This window comes from Pseudomonas sp. 1L-E-NC-VB-C3 (assembly GCF_057291535.1).
Genome location: NZ_JBXAWD010000002.1, coordinates 334,783 through 350,268, shown reverse-complemented (window position 1 = coordinate 350,268; position 15,486 = coordinate 334,783). Strand labels below are relative to the sequence as shown.

16 protein-coding genes are annotated in these 15,486 nt (G+C 60.4%); 10 read left to right on the top strand and 6 right to left on the bottom strand.

Annotation, left to right across the window (positions count from 1 at the left end):
- Nucleotides 1-9 precede the first annotated feature (9 nt).
- The 4 genes from AC0Z5Z_RS04905 (at nt 10) to AC0Z5Z_RS04890 (ending at nt 2,508) form a co-directional block, all read left to right on the top strand.
- Complete coding sequence (locus tag AC0Z5Z_RS04905; RefSeq protein WP_122746185.1) at nt 10-552, top strand: DUF3833 domain-containing protein; 543 nt, start codon at nt 10-12, stop codon at nt 550-552.
- Nucleotides 549-1,259 (top strand): SDR family oxidoreductase, encoded by a 711-nt coding sequence (locus tag AC0Z5Z_RS04900; RefSeq protein WP_122507411.1) that lies wholly within the window; start codon nt 549-551, stop codon nt 1,257-1,259. The genes AC0Z5Z_RS04905 and AC0Z5Z_RS04900 overlap by 4 nt, the downstream gene beginning before the upstream one ends.
- Nucleotides 1,260-1,273: 14 nt before the next feature.
- Nucleotides 1,274-1,579, top strand: coding sequence for a DUF6482 family protein (locus AC0Z5Z_RS04895; RefSeq protein ID WP_016774774.1), 306 nt, complete (start codon nt 1,274-1,276; stop codon nt 1,577-1,579).
- Nucleotides 1,580-1,704: 125 nt separating this feature from the next.
- On the top strand, nt 1,705-2,508 hold the full coding sequence (locus AC0Z5Z_RS04890; protein WP_485610786.1) for a DUF1206 domain-containing protein: 804 nt from the start codon (nt 1,705-1,707) through the stop codon (nt 2,506-2,508).
- Between the two features lie 42 nt (nt 2,509-2,550).
- On the opposite strand, the gene AC0Z5Z_RS04885 is transcribed toward AC0Z5Z_RS04890, so the two are convergent.
- Nucleotides 2,551-3,843, bottom strand: a complete 1,293-nt coding sequence (locus AC0Z5Z_RS04885; RefSeq protein WP_370695140.1) for an Nramp family divalent metal transporter — start codon at nt 3,841-3,843, stop codon at nt 2,551-2,553.
- 274 nt (nt 3,844-4,117) lie between these two features.
- On the opposite strand from AC0Z5Z_RS04885, the gene AC0Z5Z_RS04880 reads away from it, so the two are divergent.
- A complete protein-coding gene (locus tag AC0Z5Z_RS04880; protein WP_485610785.1) occupies nt 4,118-5,251 on the top strand; it encodes a lactonase family protein in 1,134 nt (377 codons plus the stop codon).
- Nucleotides 5,252-5,369: 118 nt separating this feature from the next.
- Nucleotides 5,370-6,611 carry an MFS transporter gene (locus tag AC0Z5Z_RS04875; RefSeq protein ID WP_485610784.1) on the top strand — a complete coding sequence of 414 codons (1,242 nt, stop codon included), beginning with the start codon at nt 5,370-5,372 and terminating at the stop codon, nt 6,609-6,611.
- 1 nt (nt 6,612) lies between these two features.
- Here the strand turns inward: AC0Z5Z_RS04875 and AC0Z5Z_RS04870 are convergent, their stop codons facing one another.
- Both AC0Z5Z_RS04870 and rclC read right to left on the bottom strand, forming a co-directional pair.
- Complete coding sequence (locus tag AC0Z5Z_RS04870) at nt 6,613-6,840, bottom strand: DUF2790 domain-containing protein (protein ID WP_130901253.1); 228 nt, start codon at nt 6,838-6,840, stop codon at nt 6,613-6,615.
- Nucleotides 6,841-6,870: 30 nt separating this feature from the next.
- Nucleotides 6,871-7,446 carry a reactive chlorine resistance membrane protein RclC gene (gene rclC, locus AC0Z5Z_RS04865; RefSeq protein ID WP_485610783.1) on the bottom strand — a complete coding sequence of 192 codons (576 nt, stop codon included), beginning with the start codon at nt 7,444-7,446 and terminating at the stop codon, nt 6,871-6,873.
- Nucleotides 7,447-7,571: 125 nt separating this feature from the next.
- Here rclC and AC0Z5Z_RS04860 point away from each other — a divergent pair, with 125 nt between their 5' ends.
- Both AC0Z5Z_RS04860 and AC0Z5Z_RS04855 read left to right on the top strand, forming a co-directional pair.
- Nucleotides 7,572-8,477, top strand: a complete 906-nt coding sequence (locus AC0Z5Z_RS04860; protein WP_485610782.1) for an AraC family transcriptional regulator — start codon at nt 7,572-7,574, stop codon at nt 8,475-8,477.
- A 155-nt stretch (nt 8,478-8,632) separates the two neighbouring features.
- Nucleotides 8,633-9,409 carry an alpha/beta fold hydrolase gene (locus tag AC0Z5Z_RS04855; protein ID WP_485610781.1) on the top strand — a complete coding sequence of 259 codons (777 nt, stop codon included), beginning with the start codon at nt 8,633-8,635 and terminating at the stop codon, nt 9,407-9,409.
- A 27-nt stretch (nt 9,410-9,436) separates the two neighbouring features.
- Here the strand turns inward: AC0Z5Z_RS04855 and AC0Z5Z_RS04850 are convergent, their stop codons facing one another.
- Nucleotides 9,437-10,357, bottom strand: coding sequence for a LysR family transcriptional regulator (locus tag AC0Z5Z_RS04850; protein ID WP_016774781.1), 921 nt, complete (start codon nt 10,355-10,357; stop codon nt 9,437-9,439).
- A 368-nt stretch (nt 10,358-10,725) separates the two neighbouring features.
- Nucleotides 10,726-11,355 (bottom strand): glutathione S-transferase family protein, encoded by a 630-nt coding sequence (locus AC0Z5Z_RS04845; RefSeq protein WP_252886230.1) that lies wholly within the window; start codon nt 11,353-11,355, stop codon nt 10,726-10,728.
- A gap of 285 nt (nt 11,356-11,640) precedes the next feature.
- On the opposite strand from AC0Z5Z_RS04845, the gene AC0Z5Z_RS04840 reads away from it, so the two are divergent.
- Nucleotides 11,641-13,692 carry a 2Fe-2S iron-sulfur cluster-binding protein gene (locus tag AC0Z5Z_RS04840; RefSeq protein ID WP_460095368.1) on the top strand — a complete coding sequence of 684 codons (2,052 nt, stop codon included), beginning with the start codon at nt 11,641-11,643 and terminating at the stop codon, nt 13,690-13,692.
- 18 nt (nt 13,693-13,710) lie between these two features.
- The gene (locus AC0Z5Z_RS04835) at nt 13,711-13,923 is read left to right on the top strand and encodes a hypothetical protein (protein WP_041480326.1); all 213 of its coding nucleotides are present in this window, start codon (nt 13,711-13,713) and stop codon (nt 13,921-13,923) included.
- On the opposite strand, the gene gabP is transcribed toward AC0Z5Z_RS04835, so the two are convergent.
- Nucleotides 13,920-15,326, bottom strand: coding sequence for a GABA permease (gene gabP, locus AC0Z5Z_RS04830; protein WP_423519323.1), 1,407 nt, complete (start codon nt 15,324-15,326; stop codon nt 13,920-13,922). The two genes, AC0Z5Z_RS04835 and gabP, sit on opposite strands and share 4 nt — an antisense overlap.
- Between the last annotated feature and the right edge of the window lie 160 nt (nt 15,327-15,486).

The window sequence follows — 15,486 nt, the reverse complement described above, 5'->3', positions numbered from 1 at the left end:
AGTAGGAAGATGACCCGATTTCTGCTGCTGTTAGGACTGGCGCTCAGCATTGCAAGCTGCGGCAGTGTCGATGTTGCTCGTTACGCGGATCAGCAACCGGCATTGAGTCTGGAGCAGTTTTTCAGCCAGCCCGTCAAAGCCTGGGGCATGTTTCAGAAGCGCAACGGCGAAGTGGTCAAGCGGTTTGAGGTCGATATTGCCAGCCGTCGTGAGGGTGAAAACCTGATCCTCGACGAGCGCTTCCGTTACAGCGACGGCACTCGTGAACGTCGGGTCTGGACCCTCACTCCCGGGGGCAATGGTCAGTGGAGCGGTCGCGCGCACGATGTGGTCGGGGTTGCGCAGGGCCAGATCGCAGGCAACACCTTCCACTGGCGTTATCGCCTGAATCTGCCGGTCGACGACTCGACCTACGAGATGAGCATGGACGACTGGATGTATCTGGTCGACGAAGACACGTTGATCAACCGCACCCGTATGTCCAAGTGGGGTTTCGAAGTCGGTCAGGTGACGGTGTTCTTCCGGCGCCAGAACGCTGGAGCGAACCCATGAGCAGTGGGTTGACCCTGGCCTCGTTCGGCGACGGTTATCGCGCTCTGGTGATCGGCGCCAGTGGCGCCCTCGGCACGGCGTTCTGCCAACATTTGAACCAGGATCCACGCTGCGCCAGCGTCCGTACGCTGGGACGCAAAACTGTGCCGAAGCTCGACCTCGAGCAGCCCGAAACGATCGCCAGCGCGGCCGCCGAACTGGCAGCCGAAGCGCCCTATCACCTGATCATTCACGCGGCCGGCCTGCTCCATCGCGACCAAATCAAGCCGGAAAAAAGTTACAGCGCGATCGAAGCCGAGTCGCTGCAGGCCGTGTTTCAAGTCAACACGCTGGGGCCGGCATTGCTGCTGCGCGACTTTCTGCCATTGCTTGCGCCTCAAGGCGCGATGGCGATGCTGTCGGCAAAAGTCGGCAGCATCGGCGACAACCGTTTGGGCGGCTGGTACGCCTATCGCGCCTCCAAGGCTGCGCTGAACATGCTGATCAAGACCGCCGCCATCGAGCTTTCGCGCACTCGACCGCAGAGCCGCTTGCTCAGTCTGCACCCAGGCACGGTGGTCTCGCCGTTGTCGCAACCTTTTCGCGGAGCCTCGAGCGCCCGCCCGGCAGACATTGCCGCTGCGCAATTACTGAGTCTGATTGACACGCTGACGCCGGCCGATAGCGGCCATTTCTTCGCCTACGATGGAGAACGCCTGCCCTGGTAGGCAAGGAGTGAAGCATGAATCTGCAAACCCTCACCGAACGTGCGGCCAACAGTGAAGTTCGCGAACTGGAGCTGCTGTCACTTGAAGGTGGATTTTATCTGGCGAGAATTCGCGTGGATCAAGGCCAGTTCACCTTGCTCGATGACGCGGCCAAGCCAATGCACCTGCGTTCGATCACCCACCTGCGCGACTTGCTGCAAACCGTGCCGGCGTTTCCCTGCGTGCTGGTGCAGCAATGCGTGCACGACGAAATGTGTGGCCGGGATTCAGGGCCGGTCGAAGAGCTGCGCATTCCATTTTCGCTGACCACGCCGTTATGACGCCGAAGCGAGGCAAGCGCTGCATGGCAGGCTGATAAGGCGCGCGTCGCCCACCGGCAACGCATTTATCGAACCCCTGCCCCGTCCACGGGTCTGCTTCACATCGATTCCCTGGAAGTAAACCCATGTCCACTCAACACACGCTTGTCCTGCTTGCCCGAGGCGGATACGCCGCGCGCGGCGTTCTGTATCTGATAATCGGCATCTTCGCGCTGTTGGCAGCGCACGACTCCACCAAACCGAAAGACAGCCACAAGAGCCTTGAAGCATTGCTCAGCCAGCCCTTCGGCTACGTGCTGATCGGTGTTGTGGTCGCCGGCCTGCTGGCCTTCGCCGCCTGGCGTGCGCTGCAAGCGATCCGCGATGTCGACCATCACGGCAGCGAGTTCAAAGGTCTGGTCATTCGCGCAGGTTTGCTCGCCGGCGGTCTGGTCAACGCGGCGCTGGCCTTCTTTGCCTTGGGCCTGGTGGTGAGTGGCCTCAGGAGTTCAGGTGGTTCCGGCGATGGCAAGACCAAGGATCTGCTCGCGCAGCTGCTGTCATTCGAGCATTCGAACCTGTTGATCTACCTGATTGCGCTGATCCCGCTGGGCGTCGGTATCGCCCACATCATCAAAGGCTGGAAGGCCACGTTCGAGAAATACTTCGAAGCGGATGACGAAGTGATGCGTTACGTGCGGCCGGTGTCGCGCTTTGGCTTGATCGCCCGAGGCGTGGTGTTTATCGAGATTGCAGTGTTGATGGCGGTCAGCGGCTCGGTTTACCAGGCAACCAATCCACCCGGCATGAAGGAAGCGCTGGATGCTTTGCAGAATCTTCCGGCAGGCGGCGTGCTGTTGATGCTGATGGCGTTGGGGCTGATCGCGTTTTCGGTGTACAGCTTTTCCGAAGCGGCCTGGCGCCGGATCGAAATGGATGTGCCGTTGTAAGCGGCGAATCTAGGGGGCGTGTGCCCCCTCGACTGCTTCCCGTCAAGTAAACAGATCAACGCCCAACTGGAACGCTACCCAGAGCGCCAGCCCGGTAGCGAAAAGCAGCGCGATGTTTTCAAACAGGTTGTTGCGGTATTGCTTGTCCAGCAGCGATTTCTGGTTGGACATGATCAGCAAGCCCAGTGAAATCACCGGCAAACCAATGATGTTCAATGCGCTGACACCAATGGTCAGAGTCACGAAATCCGGCATGCCCGGCATCGACCAGATCAGCGGCGTGACCAGGATGAACAGCATGAACCACTTGTGCATCGGGTCATGATGGAACTCTTTGCCGTACTTCTCGCGACGCTCAGGACGAACGTGCTGGAAGGCATCGGTGATCAGCATCGGAAACGCCGTGGTCTTGCCTGAAATACTGGCAAACAAGGTCGCGAACACGCCGATGAAGAACACATACCAGCCGATCGGGCCGAAGAAGATTTCCAGCGCCTTGCCCAGATCGCCCAAGGTTTTCACCTCGATGCCGTTGGGCCGCAGGATTTCCGCACCGACGATCCAGATCGCCAGGTTGATGATGATCCCGACGAACACCGCAAACAGCAGATCGTTACGCTGAATGCGCTTGTGCTGCGGCCCGGTCCAGCCTTTCTGGCGCATGACATAGGGGTGCACGAAGTTGGCGATCGAGCCGGCAACCGCGCCGATCACTGAAACCGCCACCAGCAACGCGCCATGCACGCCTTCGTCCGGTGGAATGCTGAAGCCGATGGTGCCTTTGATGATGCCGCTGACATCCGGACCGGACATCACCGCCAAGGCGATGAACGCCAGGGTCATGATCGCCAGCAGCAGCTTCATCACGCCTTCGATCATCGTGTAGATGTTGCGTCCGACCAGCATCCAGACCGCCAGCACCACCGCCACCGAGCACAGCAATGGCTGATCGATCTTGAACAGCATCGCCAGCGACTCCCCTGCCCCCTTGATCATGTAGGCGTTCATCAAATGCCCCATCAACAGGGCATAAACCAGCATGAACCAGGCAAACACCGGGTTGAGCTGGGCGTAGCCCTGCAGGATGGTCATGCCTTGGTTATTACACAGCTGGAACCGGGCAATGATGTTGACGATCAGGTACCTGAGCAACAGCGAGACCGCCAGCACCCACATCATTGCGTAGCCGTAGTTCGCACCGGCCACGGAGGATGTGATCAGGTCACCCGCACCGAGCCACGACAGCACGGCGATAATGCCGGGGCCGAGCAGTTTCAGCGTACGCAGGAAAAGGTTTTGCGGTTTCGCAGCGGCCTGATGATCGAGTGGAGCCATGCTCGTCATAGGGGTATCTCCGTTATTGTTTTTGTGAGAGTTGTTGCACTGCGCACATTAGGTAGGATGTCGTACAACAACGCTAACGGGAGAGTATGTAGAAATGTGTCAAACCTCAATGACGACGGCCCTCTCCGATCATTTCTGCTGATCAAAATCATCTAGAACAAGCATGTGAAATAAGCGTAGCGACGTTACAGGCCGACGAAATAGCCATTGATGCCCCAGGCAATCACTCATAGGATGACTGATCACAACAACAATAAGGCTGGGAATGATGAAAAGAACCCTCTTGATCGCTGCGCTCGCCTCTACGTTGAGCGTGACGGCTAACGCCGCTACCTACGCGTACATCTCAAGCCCCGGCGACGGTCTGATCTCGCAATATCGCCTTGATCAGAACAACGGCGCACTCACCCTCGTTGAGCAGATCCAGGCCGGCGACCAGGTCAATCCCATGGCCCTCACCCCGGACGGCAAAGTGCTGTTTGCAGCGTTGCGGGTCAAGCCTTTCCAGGTTTTGGGCTATCAGATCGACTCCAAAAGCGGGCACCTGACAAAGTTTTCCCAAGCGCCCCTGGCAGAGAGCATGGCTTATCTGTCGACCGATCAAAAAGGTCGCTACCTGCTCGCCGCGTCCTACGGCGCCGATACCCTCAGCATTCAAAAGATCGGCGAGGATCATCAGCCTTCCGCCAACATCCTGCGTTATCCGACCGGCCTGCACGCGCATTCGATTCGCACCGAGCCGAGCAATCGCTTTGCCTACGCCGGCAACCTGGGCACCGACAAGGTGCTGCAATATCGCCTGGATGCCAAGACTGGCGAGCTCAGCCCGATCGGCAACGGCTCGGTCAGCGTCCCGGACAACACCGGCCCTCGGCACCTGGCGTTCTCGCCGAACGGCAAATTCCTTTACGTTGTCGGTGAAATGAGCGGCACCGTGACCGCGTTTTCAATCGACGACGCCAGCGGCGCGTTAACGCAAATCGCTGTGGCCAACGGCATTCCCGAACGTTTGCAACTGGCCCACGGCGAAGTCCGTGATGCGCGCAACAACGACCTCAAAGACGACCCGACCCCGCGCATCTGGGCTGCCGACCTGCGCATGTCGCCGGATGGAAAACTGCTGCTGATGAGTGAGCGCACCAGCAGCAGCGTGTCGGCATTTGCCGTGGATGCGGAAACGGGAGGACTCACGTTTCTCGACAACTACCCCGTGCAAGAACAACAACCGCGTAACATCGCCTTCTCCCCCGATGGCCACTGGCTGCTGGTGACGGGCGAGAAAAGCGCCAAGGTCGGTACGTACGCGGTGAGCAAGGATGGCGCGCTGAAGCGTGTCGGTGAAGCGGCATCCGGCAAAGGCGCATTGTGGATCGAGATACTGCAAACGCCTGACGCATGAATATCTGCGGAGCAGCAACTGCTCCGCCGTCCTGCAACTAATCCCCCGCCGCTTCGGTCATTAGGTTTGCCGAGGTTGATACATTTACGCAGACCTCACTTTCAAGAGACTGCCCCCCGTGATCAGCCATCTCGATCGCCGCAACAACCGCTCGCTGGACAGTCTGAATTTCTTTCTCGCCGATGTCCGCGACGGCCTCGGGCCGTACCTCGCCATCTACTTGCTCGCCGTACACCACTGGGACCCGGCCAGCATCGGCGTGGTCATGACTCTCGCCGGTATCGCCGCGCTGGTCACGCAGACACCGGCCGGTGCGCTGGTTGACAACAGTCGGGCGAAACGGGCGCTGGTCATCATCGCCGCGCTGTTGGTCACGGTGAGTTGTCTGGTGCTGCCGTTCATTTCGTCATTCAGTCTGGTGGCGTTGACTCAGGCTTTGAGCGCTGCGGCAGCATCTATTTTTGCCCCGGCCATTTCCGCGATCACCCTGGGCATCACCGGCCCACGAGCATTCACCCGGCGCACCGGTCGCAACGAGACGTTCAACCACGCCGGCAACGCGTGCGCAGCGTTATTAGCCGGTTTGTTTGCCTATCTGTTTGGTCCGGTGGCGGTGTTTTATCTGATGGCGGTCATGGCGCTGGCCAGCGTGATTGCCGTGCTGTTCGTCTCGGCCGAGGCGATTGATCATGACGTCGCACGCGGTTTGCAGCCTGGCGATCAAAGCCATCAGCCGTCCGGATTCAAGGTACTGCTGAGCAATCGCCCGTTACTGATGTTTGCCCTGTGCTGCGCGCTGTTTCACTTGGCCAACGCGGCGATGCTGCCGCTGGTGAGCCAGAAACTCGCCCAAGCCAACTTGCACATGGCCACACCGCTGACGTCGGCGTGCATCGTCGCCGCGCAACTGGTGATGGTGCCGATGGCGCTGCTGGCCGGCGCGAAAGCCGATGTCTGGGGGCGCAAACCGTTATTGCTGGCGGGTTTTCTGATCCTGCCGCTGCGCGGGTTGCTCTACACCTTCTCGGATGATCCGTATTGGCTGGTCGCCGTGCAGTTGCTCGACGGCGTCGGCGCTGGTTTGTTCGGTGCGCTGTTCCCGGTGATGGTCAAGGATCTGACCCTCGGCTCCGGGCATTTCAATGTCAGCCTCGGCGCGCTGACCACAGCATTTGGCCTGGGCGCGGCGCTGAGCAATGGGCTGGCCGGTTTTGTCGTTGAGGCCGCCGGTTACAGCGCGGCATTCCTGACCCTTGCCGGGGTCGCAGCGGCAGCGTTCCTGCTGCTGTTGATCGGTGTCCCGGAAACGCTGCAGCGGACTGAGAAAATCGAGTCCGCTGCGGTTATGGGCCAAACCTGAGCTAATCGCCACCGCAGCCATCGCCTAAAACGCTGTAAGTGGCGACATGCCGCTGACCGTGACTGTCTTCATAGACAACCTCCACCGGAACAATTCCGCAGGCGGCGCTGGTGTCGGTGATGCTGATGGTTTTGGCGATGTCCAGTGGCACGCCGGTCTGCGCAGGTTCGGTGGCGGCAAACACGTTGCCGGCGAGGATGGCCAGGGTCAAAGCAATAAACGTTTTCATGCTGTGATCTCTCTATAAAGGATGAGGAATTCAGGCCTGACGTTCGGTCAGCAATTGGCGCGCGGAATCAGCCATTACCGGCAGCGCTCCGGCGAGCATCAGGACGTCTTTGAGCACCAGGCGTCCGGCACCGGACAGATAGGGAAAACCGTGCTGACCATCACCCAGCGCAGCGACCCAGGCTTCCGGCGTGGTGACCAGAAAGCTCAGGGTCACCAGCGGCGTAGCGAACGCCAGCGCGCCACCGAGCAGGCCGGAGCGGCGGGAAAGCGGATTGGACAGGACCAGCAGACCGATGAGAATTTCCACCACGCCAAGCCCGGTGGAAAAGCCGTAGGTGTTGTTCGCGGTCTGCCAGGCGCGCTTGTCGGCGTTCAGCTCGCCCTCATGGGTCAGGTGCGCCTTGTAGTCCTGCGGGTGTTCGTAGAAGAACGACATCACCGGGCTGTTGGCGACGAAGGGCGTGATGCTGTCGGCTTCGTACGGGACGAATTTCAACGCGCCGATCCACAGGAACACGATGGCGATGGCCACGCGCATCAGCGGGATGCCGAGGCGATCGAGTTTGCCGAGCTGTTGTAGTCCGGCGTTGATTGAGGTGAACATGCGACGTCTCCAGATCAATGAAAGTGGAGTCAGTCTGCGGTGTTACCGAATCGCGCTTTTGTCGGTCATGCTCAACGTCTTGCTCAATCGTCTCAACTTTGCGGATTTCTTCGTAATGGGTGCCAATGAACTCGCTCGATAAGCTCATCAGCCTGGCCAACGTGCGCGGCAGTCTTGATCTGCGCTGCCAGTTTCAGGGCGACTGGGCGCGTGATCACCCACAGGAAGCCTTGGGCAAGGCGCCCTATCACGTCGTGCTCAAGGGTGAATGCCGGGTTGAGCTGGCCAGCGGGCAACGCCTGGCGATGCGCGCCGGCGATATTCTGCTGTTGCCACGGGGTACGCCGCATGTGCTGCACAGCGGCGGTAAAGATGTAGCGCCAATGCTGCCAACGCTGATTCCCGGCGGGGTGTTGCCGATCTATCGGCTGGGTGGCGCGAGCGCCGATCTGGACATGCTCTGCGGTGGCTTTCATTACAACCGCGCGTCGATGCTGTTCGCCGCCCTCCCCGATTACCTGTTGATTGCCAACGATGGTTTGCCGGTGGATGCGCCACTGACAGCCCTGGTCGCGCTATTGCGCAGCGAAGCCGACAGCGAACAGCCGGGTGCACGCTTTCTCCTCGACTCACTGTCCCAAGCCTTGTTCACCTTGATTCTGCGGGCGCACCTGGCCCGTGCGGAGCAGGACAAAAGCACCCTGGCGCTGCTCGGCGACCAGCGCCTGGGCCGCACCTGTCAGGCGATACTGGCCGACCCGGCGCACGAATGGACCATCGAAGCCATGGCCGACACCGCGAACATGTCCCGCGCGACGTTCATGCGCACCTTCGCCCGGGTCGCTGGCGTGTCGCCGTGGGTGCTGCTGACTCAATTGCGCATGGAGCTGGCGTTCAGTCTGCTCAGCCATTCGCATCTGGGCCTGAATGACATTGCCGTGCAGGTCGGCTACCAGTCGCAAGCTGCATTCAGCAAGAAATTCAAGGAAATCTACGGCGAGGCCCCGGGCAAAGTCCGCCGCGCGATCTGATTGAATGGATCGTTTTGTATCAGCGTGTAGCATTTGCCGACACAGATACATACGCATGCGAAGTTCGGCCGTGCGCACACACAACTGACACATTTAGCGCGCTAAATACCACTGTCGCTTCCATTTCTACCTTAATCAATCGACAGGACATCACGATGAACAAAGTCTTCGCTACCCTCGCCCTTACCGCCGCCATGTTCGGCGCCACCGCTGCGTTCGCCGCGCCGGTCAAACCTACCGTGGTGCTGGTGCACGGTGCCTTTGCCGATTCGAGCAGCTGGAACGGCGTGGTCAAGATTCTCGAGAAGGATGGCTATCCGGTGATCGCCGCCGCGAACCCGCTGCGCTCGGTCAAGAGTGATGCGCAATCAGTGGCGGATGTGCTGGCCAGCGTGAAAACCTCGGTGGTGTTGGTCGGCCATTCTTACGGTGGCCCGGTGATCAGCGAAGCCGCTTACGGCAATGCCAATGTCAAAGCGCTGGTGTACGTCGCAGCTTTTGCACCGGAAAAGGGTGAAACCGCCGCTGAGCTGTCCGGGCGTTTCCCTGGCAGCACCCTCGGCCCGACCCTGTCGGCCCCGGTTGAGCTGAGCGATGGTGGCAAGGATTTGTACATCCAGCAGGACAAATTCCATGAGCAGTTCGCAGCTGATGTTTCCCAGGCAGATGCGAAGTTGATGGCCGCCACGCAACGCCCGGTGACCGTCGCCGCGCTCAACGAAGCCGCCACCGAGCCTGCATGGAAAACCGTGCCGTCGTACTTCGTCTACGGTGACCAGGACAAGAACATCCCGGCGCAAGCCTTGGCGTTCATGGCCGAGCGCGCGCACTCCAAGCAGACCGTCGTGGTCAAAGGCGCTTCGCACGTGGTGATGGTGTCCAACCCGAAAGCCGTTGCCAGCCTGATCGAAACCGCTGCGGCCGCGAAGTGATTCATCGCTGAATTGAAACTTGAAGCCTTAGCCGTGAACCCTGTTCACGGCTTTCAGCGCTGGATGATGTTGTAGACGTTCGCTGAGGAAATCGACAAACGTGCGCACCTTCGCCGGTACGCGCGGATGTTTCAGATAGACCAGTTGCACCGGTAACGCCGGCGGCTCAAAGGCCTGCAACACCAATTCCAGTTCACCGGCCGCAACCTGGCTGGCGACTTGATAAGACAGCACCCGGGTAATGCCCCAACCGGAACTGGCGATGTTGATTGCCGCCTGATTCGCGGTGACCACCAGGCGCGGTTCGAAGCGAAAGCTCAACGGCCCGTCGGCATGGGCGAATTGCCAATCGCTGAGCAAATGACTGGCGGACGACATGACGATATTGGCGCGGCTCAGCTCGTTCGGATGTTGCGGTCGGCCATAGCGGGCGAAGTAATCGGGGGTGCCGCAGATCACCTGACGGACCTCGCCGACCTTGATTGCATGCTGATTGTTCTCGTGCAAATGGCCGATGCGCACGGCGACATCGATACCCTCTTCCGCCATGTTCACCACGCGATCAACCAGCAAAGCCTTCAGATGCACCGAAGGAAACGCATCGACGTATTGCGCCAGCAACGGCGCGATGAACAACTCGCCAAACAACACCGACGCGGTCACGCTCAAGTGCCCGCACGGCACCCGATAACTGCCGGCAGCGGCCTCTTCGGCTTCGTCGACGTCGCACAGAATTCTTCGGCAATCGTCCAGATAACGATGCCCGGCTTCGGTCAGGTGCAGGCTGCGCGTGGTGCGCGACAACAGACGCGTGCCGATGCGTTGTTCCAGCGCAGCAATGGCGCGGGTGACGCTGGGTGGCGAGGTGTTCAAACGCCGGGCCGCCGCCGCAAAGCCGCCCTCCTCGGCCACGGCCAGGAACATGCGCATTTCCTGAAAACGATCCATAGCTGGGGACCTGTAAAAAACCTCGAAAACACAGTGAAATCATGTGGGAGCGAGCCTGCTCGCGAAAGCTTTCCGTCAGTCAACATCACCGTTGCATGACACACCGCTTTCGCGAGCAGGCTCGCTCCCACAGGGTTTGGTGTACAGAGTTAAATTTGGGCAATGCTTCAACTCCCGCCAGTACGCCCGCACATTCGGATATTCCTCCAGCGAGACAGTGTCTTCCAATGCATGGATGGGACAGCTGACGCCAAACCCGTGGGAGCGAGCCTGCTCGCGAAGGCATTCTGTCAGTCAACATCACCGGTGAATGACACACCGCTTTCGCGAGCAGGCTCGCTCCCACAGGGGATGTGCATCGTTGTGAATCAAGCGCTTTGCAGGCCCACCGCTGTGCGCTGCATGCCAACGAATTTCGGCAGCGCCTCGACCCGCCCGAGCCACGCCCGCACATTCGGGTAATCCTCAAGCGAGACATTGCCTTCCGGTGCGTGGGCGACGTAAGTGTAGGCGGCCACATCGGCAACGGTTGCCTTGTCGCCGGCAAGGAATGCGCTGTTGGCCAACTCGTCTTCCATCACCTGCAACAACGCATGGGAACGCTTGATCGCATCAGCCGCGTCGTAACCGGCGCCGAACACAGTGATCAAGCGCGCCGTGGCCGGGCCGGAGCTGATCTGCCCGGCAGCCACCGATAACCAGCGCTGCACCTTGGCTTGCTCGACCGGATCGCTCGGCAGCCACTGGCCGTTGCCGTATTTGCTCGCCAGATAAACCAGAATGCCGTTGGAATCAGCGAGCACCGTACCGTTGTCGTCAATCACCGGTACTTGGCCGAAACGGTTGAGGGCGAGGAATTCAGGGGTTTTGTGTGCGCCTTTCATCAGGTCGACGAACACCAGTTCGGTCGGAACGTCCAGCAGGGACAACATCAACTCGACGCGGTGCGAGTGGCCGGACAACGGATGGCGGTACAGTTTGACGGCTGACTGGGACATGACGTGCTCCTGGATTATTTGAGGTCGACCCGCTGATCGTGTCGATGGGGCTCATCCTGCTCCCCTGCCGCAAATCGCGGAATCCTCAGCAAATACAATCGAGCATTTCAGCCAGTGAAATAATCACCCGCCTCCTTAGGCGCGCGCAGGGATCATTTCACCGAGTGAAACAGTGGATTGCAGTTTCTGGCCATTCCCACGCAACGGGCCGAGGGCGAACATGAGCCCACTTGAGCTTCAGCCCCTGGCGGCTCACCGGCCCGTTTGCACCCGAGGAGAATCGAAATGGACACAGCGTCGAAACCGCAGCCCTCGCCCTGGCATGAAGGTGAGCTGACCCTGCAACGTGCCGTCGGCGCGGTGGAGATGATGGTCGGTGTCGGCCAGCGGCAACTGGCCCGCGACTGGATGCCGGACCAGCACCGTGAGTTCTATGCGCAACTGCCCTTTGTCGTACTCGGCGCTGTCGACAGCCAGGGCGATCCGTGGGCAACGCTGCGCACCGGTCAACCGGGCTTCATGGATTCGCCGTCGCCGCAGGTGCTGAAGATCAAACTCGACGCCCAGCCCAATGACCCGGCCAATCAAGGTCTGCAGCCCGGCGACGCGATCGGCATGCTCGGCATCGAGCTGCACACCCGTCGGCGCAATCGCATGAACGGCAACATCAGCCGCCGCGATGACAACATTCTTGAGATCGGCGTGACCCAGGCTTACGGCAACTGCCCGCGCTACATCAATCTGCGCCATTACGCCTTCGTCGACGAGACCACCGACACCGCGCTCGACTTGCCTGTCAGCGAACCCTTGGTGCGCGACATGATCACTGCCGCCGACTCGTTCTACGTGGCCACTTACGTGGTGCGCGACGGCGAGCGCCAGGTCGATGTGTCCCATCGCGGCGGCAAATCCGGTTTCGTCCATATGGACGAAGACGGCACCCTTACCATCCCGGATTTCTCCGGCAATCTGTTCTTCAACACCCTGGGCAACATCCTGCTCAACCCGCGCGCCGGGTTGACCTTCATCGATTTTGAAAGCGGCGATCTGTTGCAGATGACCGGCAGCGCAGAAGTGCTGCTCGACGATCCGCAAATCGCCGCGTTCCAGGGCGCCGAGCGCCTGTGGCGCTTCAAGCCGCAGCGCATCGTTTACCGTCAGGCCGCATTGCCACTGCGCTGGGCCGAGCAGCCGGAAGGCGATTCGCCCAATTCGCAAATGACCGGCAGCTGGGAGCAGACCCGCGAGCGTCTGCAGGCCGAGGCGCTGCGCAACCAATGGCGCGCGCTGCACGTCACGCGGGTGGTCGATGAGAGTCCGCAGATCCGTTCGTTTTATCTGCAAGCCAACGATGGCTTCGGCCTGCCGCGCTTCGAACCGGGCCAGCACTTGCCGATCAAGGTCTTGCTCGACGGCCAAGATGCCGCGTCGATCCGCACCTACAGCGTGTCCAGCGCGCCGTCGGATGAATTCCTACGTATCAGCGTTAAACGCGATGGCTCGGTGTCTTCGCATCTGCATGATCGGGTCCGGGCACTGGATTTGATCGAAGCCCGCGCGCCGCAAGGCGATTTCACCGTCGACGCCACCGAACGCCGGCCACTGGTGCTGTTGGCCGCAGGGGTTGGGGTGACGCCGTTGCTGTCGATGCTGCGCGAGGTGGTCTATCAGGGCAAACGCATCAGCCGCATGCGCCCGACCTGGGTCGTGCAAAGCAGTCGCACCGTCGAGGATCTGGCCTTTCGCGAAGAAATCGACGCCTTGGCTGCACGCGCCGGTGACAAGGTCAAGGTGCTGCGCGTGGTCAGCCAGCCGCCGCTGGAAGCAACAGCGCAGGGTTACGATCATGCCGGGCGCATCGACATCGCCTTGCTGAAGAGCCTGCTGCCGCTGGATGACTACGATTTCTACCTGTGCGGCCCGGGCAGTTTTACCCAGGCGCTGTACGACGGCTTGCGCAAAATGCGCATTCCCGATGATCGCATCCACGCCGAAACCTTCGGCCCGTCGACGCTGATCCGCGATGTCGAAATCAGTACCCCGGCGCCGCCGCAAGTACCGGTCGCGGAAGAGCCGGTCAAGGTGCTGTTTGCCACGTCCGGCAAGGAAGCACGCTGGGAACCGGGCAGCGGCACCTTGCTGGAACTGGCCGAGGCGCGTGGCTTGAATCCTGAGTTCAGCTGTCGCGGCGGGTCCTGTGGCACCTGCAAAACCCGCCTTACCAGCGGCCAGGTGCATTACCTCACCCCGCCGGCCATGCGCCTGGCGGACGACGAAGTGCTGATCTGCTGCGCCGCCCCGGCGCAGGGCAGCGACACCCTGGTGCTGGATGTTTGAATTTTGAGGAGGTGTGCCATGAAGCCGTTTGCCGAAACCAGCGTCGTTTGGCCGCAAGAGAAAACCGGACTGTCCGCCAGCGAATGCGAACGCAGTTTTTTGCTGCCGCAACTGATGGGCTCGCTCGCCGGTGAAACCTGCGCGTTGACGGGCTCATTCAATCAACGTGAGCATCTGCCTTCGAGCCCGAACGGCTGGTTTTCCCGTGGGCTCAAGGCGTTGTTTGCTTAGGCTTTGCTCACCGCCGCCACTCTGCCCGCCGGCCCATGCTGGCGGCTGCTGATCAATCCGACGAAGGAAATCAGCAGCGCCAAGCCAATGGTCGAAGTCACTTCCAGGCGATGTTCAGGGGTGATCATCATCACTGCCAAAGCCGCACAGATGAAGGCGATGACCAGCCAGGTAAGCCAGGGAAACAGCCACATGCGCAGGGTCATTTCGACCTTTTCCCGTTCCAGTCGGCGGCGCATGCGCAACTGCGAAATGGCGATCACCAGATACACCAGCAAGGCGATTGCGCCGGAGCTGGCGAGCAGGAACTGGAACAGCCCGGCCGGCATGAAATAGCTGAGCAAGGTCACGCCTGCGCCGATCACCGTGCTGCCAATGACCGCCGCGCGTGGCACGCCGGCCGCCGAAGTCACCTTCAATGCCGGCGGCGCATCGCCGCGTCGGCCCAGCGAATAGAGCATGCGCGAGGAAATGTAGATCGAGGAGTTCATGCAACTGGCCACCGCGATCAACACGACCACGTCGACGAGGAATTTGGCGTTGGGAATGTTCATCAGTTCCAGTGCGCGCTGGTAGGAACCGACCGAGGCAAGTTGCGGGTCATTCCACGGCACCACGGAAATCACCACGAAGATCGACAGCAGATAGAAAATGCCGATGCGCCAGATCACCGAGCGCGTGGCCTTGGCGATGTTCTGCGCCGGATTGTTCGATTCCGCAGCGGCAATGGTCACCGCTTCGGTGCCGATGAAACTGAACATGATGGTGATGAACGCGCCAACCACCGCCGACATGCCGTTCGGCGCAAAGCCGCCGTGCTCGGCCATCAGCGTGCTCAAGCCACTGGCTTCACGCTCGGGAATCCAGCCCATCAGCACCGCAAAACCCAGGCCGATGAAACCGATGATTGCGATGACCTTGGCCATGGCGAACCAGAATTCGAACTCGCCGTATTTCGACACGCTGAACAGGTTGGTGATCACCAGCAGGACGATCGACAGCAAGGCGAACAACCAGGCATCGACCTGGGGAAACCACTGATTGAGCACGTGACCGGCGGCCAGTGCTTCGATGGGAATCACCAGCACCCAGAACCACCAATACAGCCAGCCGATGGTGAACCCGGCCCAGCGGCCAATGGCTTGATCAGCGTAGGTGGAAAATGAGCCGGTGTCGGGATGCGCGACAGCCATTTCGCCGAGCATGCGCATCACCAGCACGACCAGCAGACCGGAGAACAGATAAGCGAGCAGCACCGCAGGTCCTGCGGCGGCAATGGCGTGGCCTGAGCCAACGAAAAGTCCTGCGCCGATGATGCCGGCAATGGAAAGCATGGTGACGTGACGCGGTTTGAAACCTTGCGCCAACTGACCGTTGGAGTCCTTGGGGTTCAGGCTAGTCATGGGTTCTTATTGTTCTCATGATCGACGTTTGGGCCACTGACTGTGCGTCAGGCGATCATCATTTCCTTAGGTCGACTCGAGCGAAAGCAGCGACGCAGACGCTTTGCCGACGAAATGATGCTTCACCTTACGTGGCCCGACCGCCGCGCAACTAGCCTGA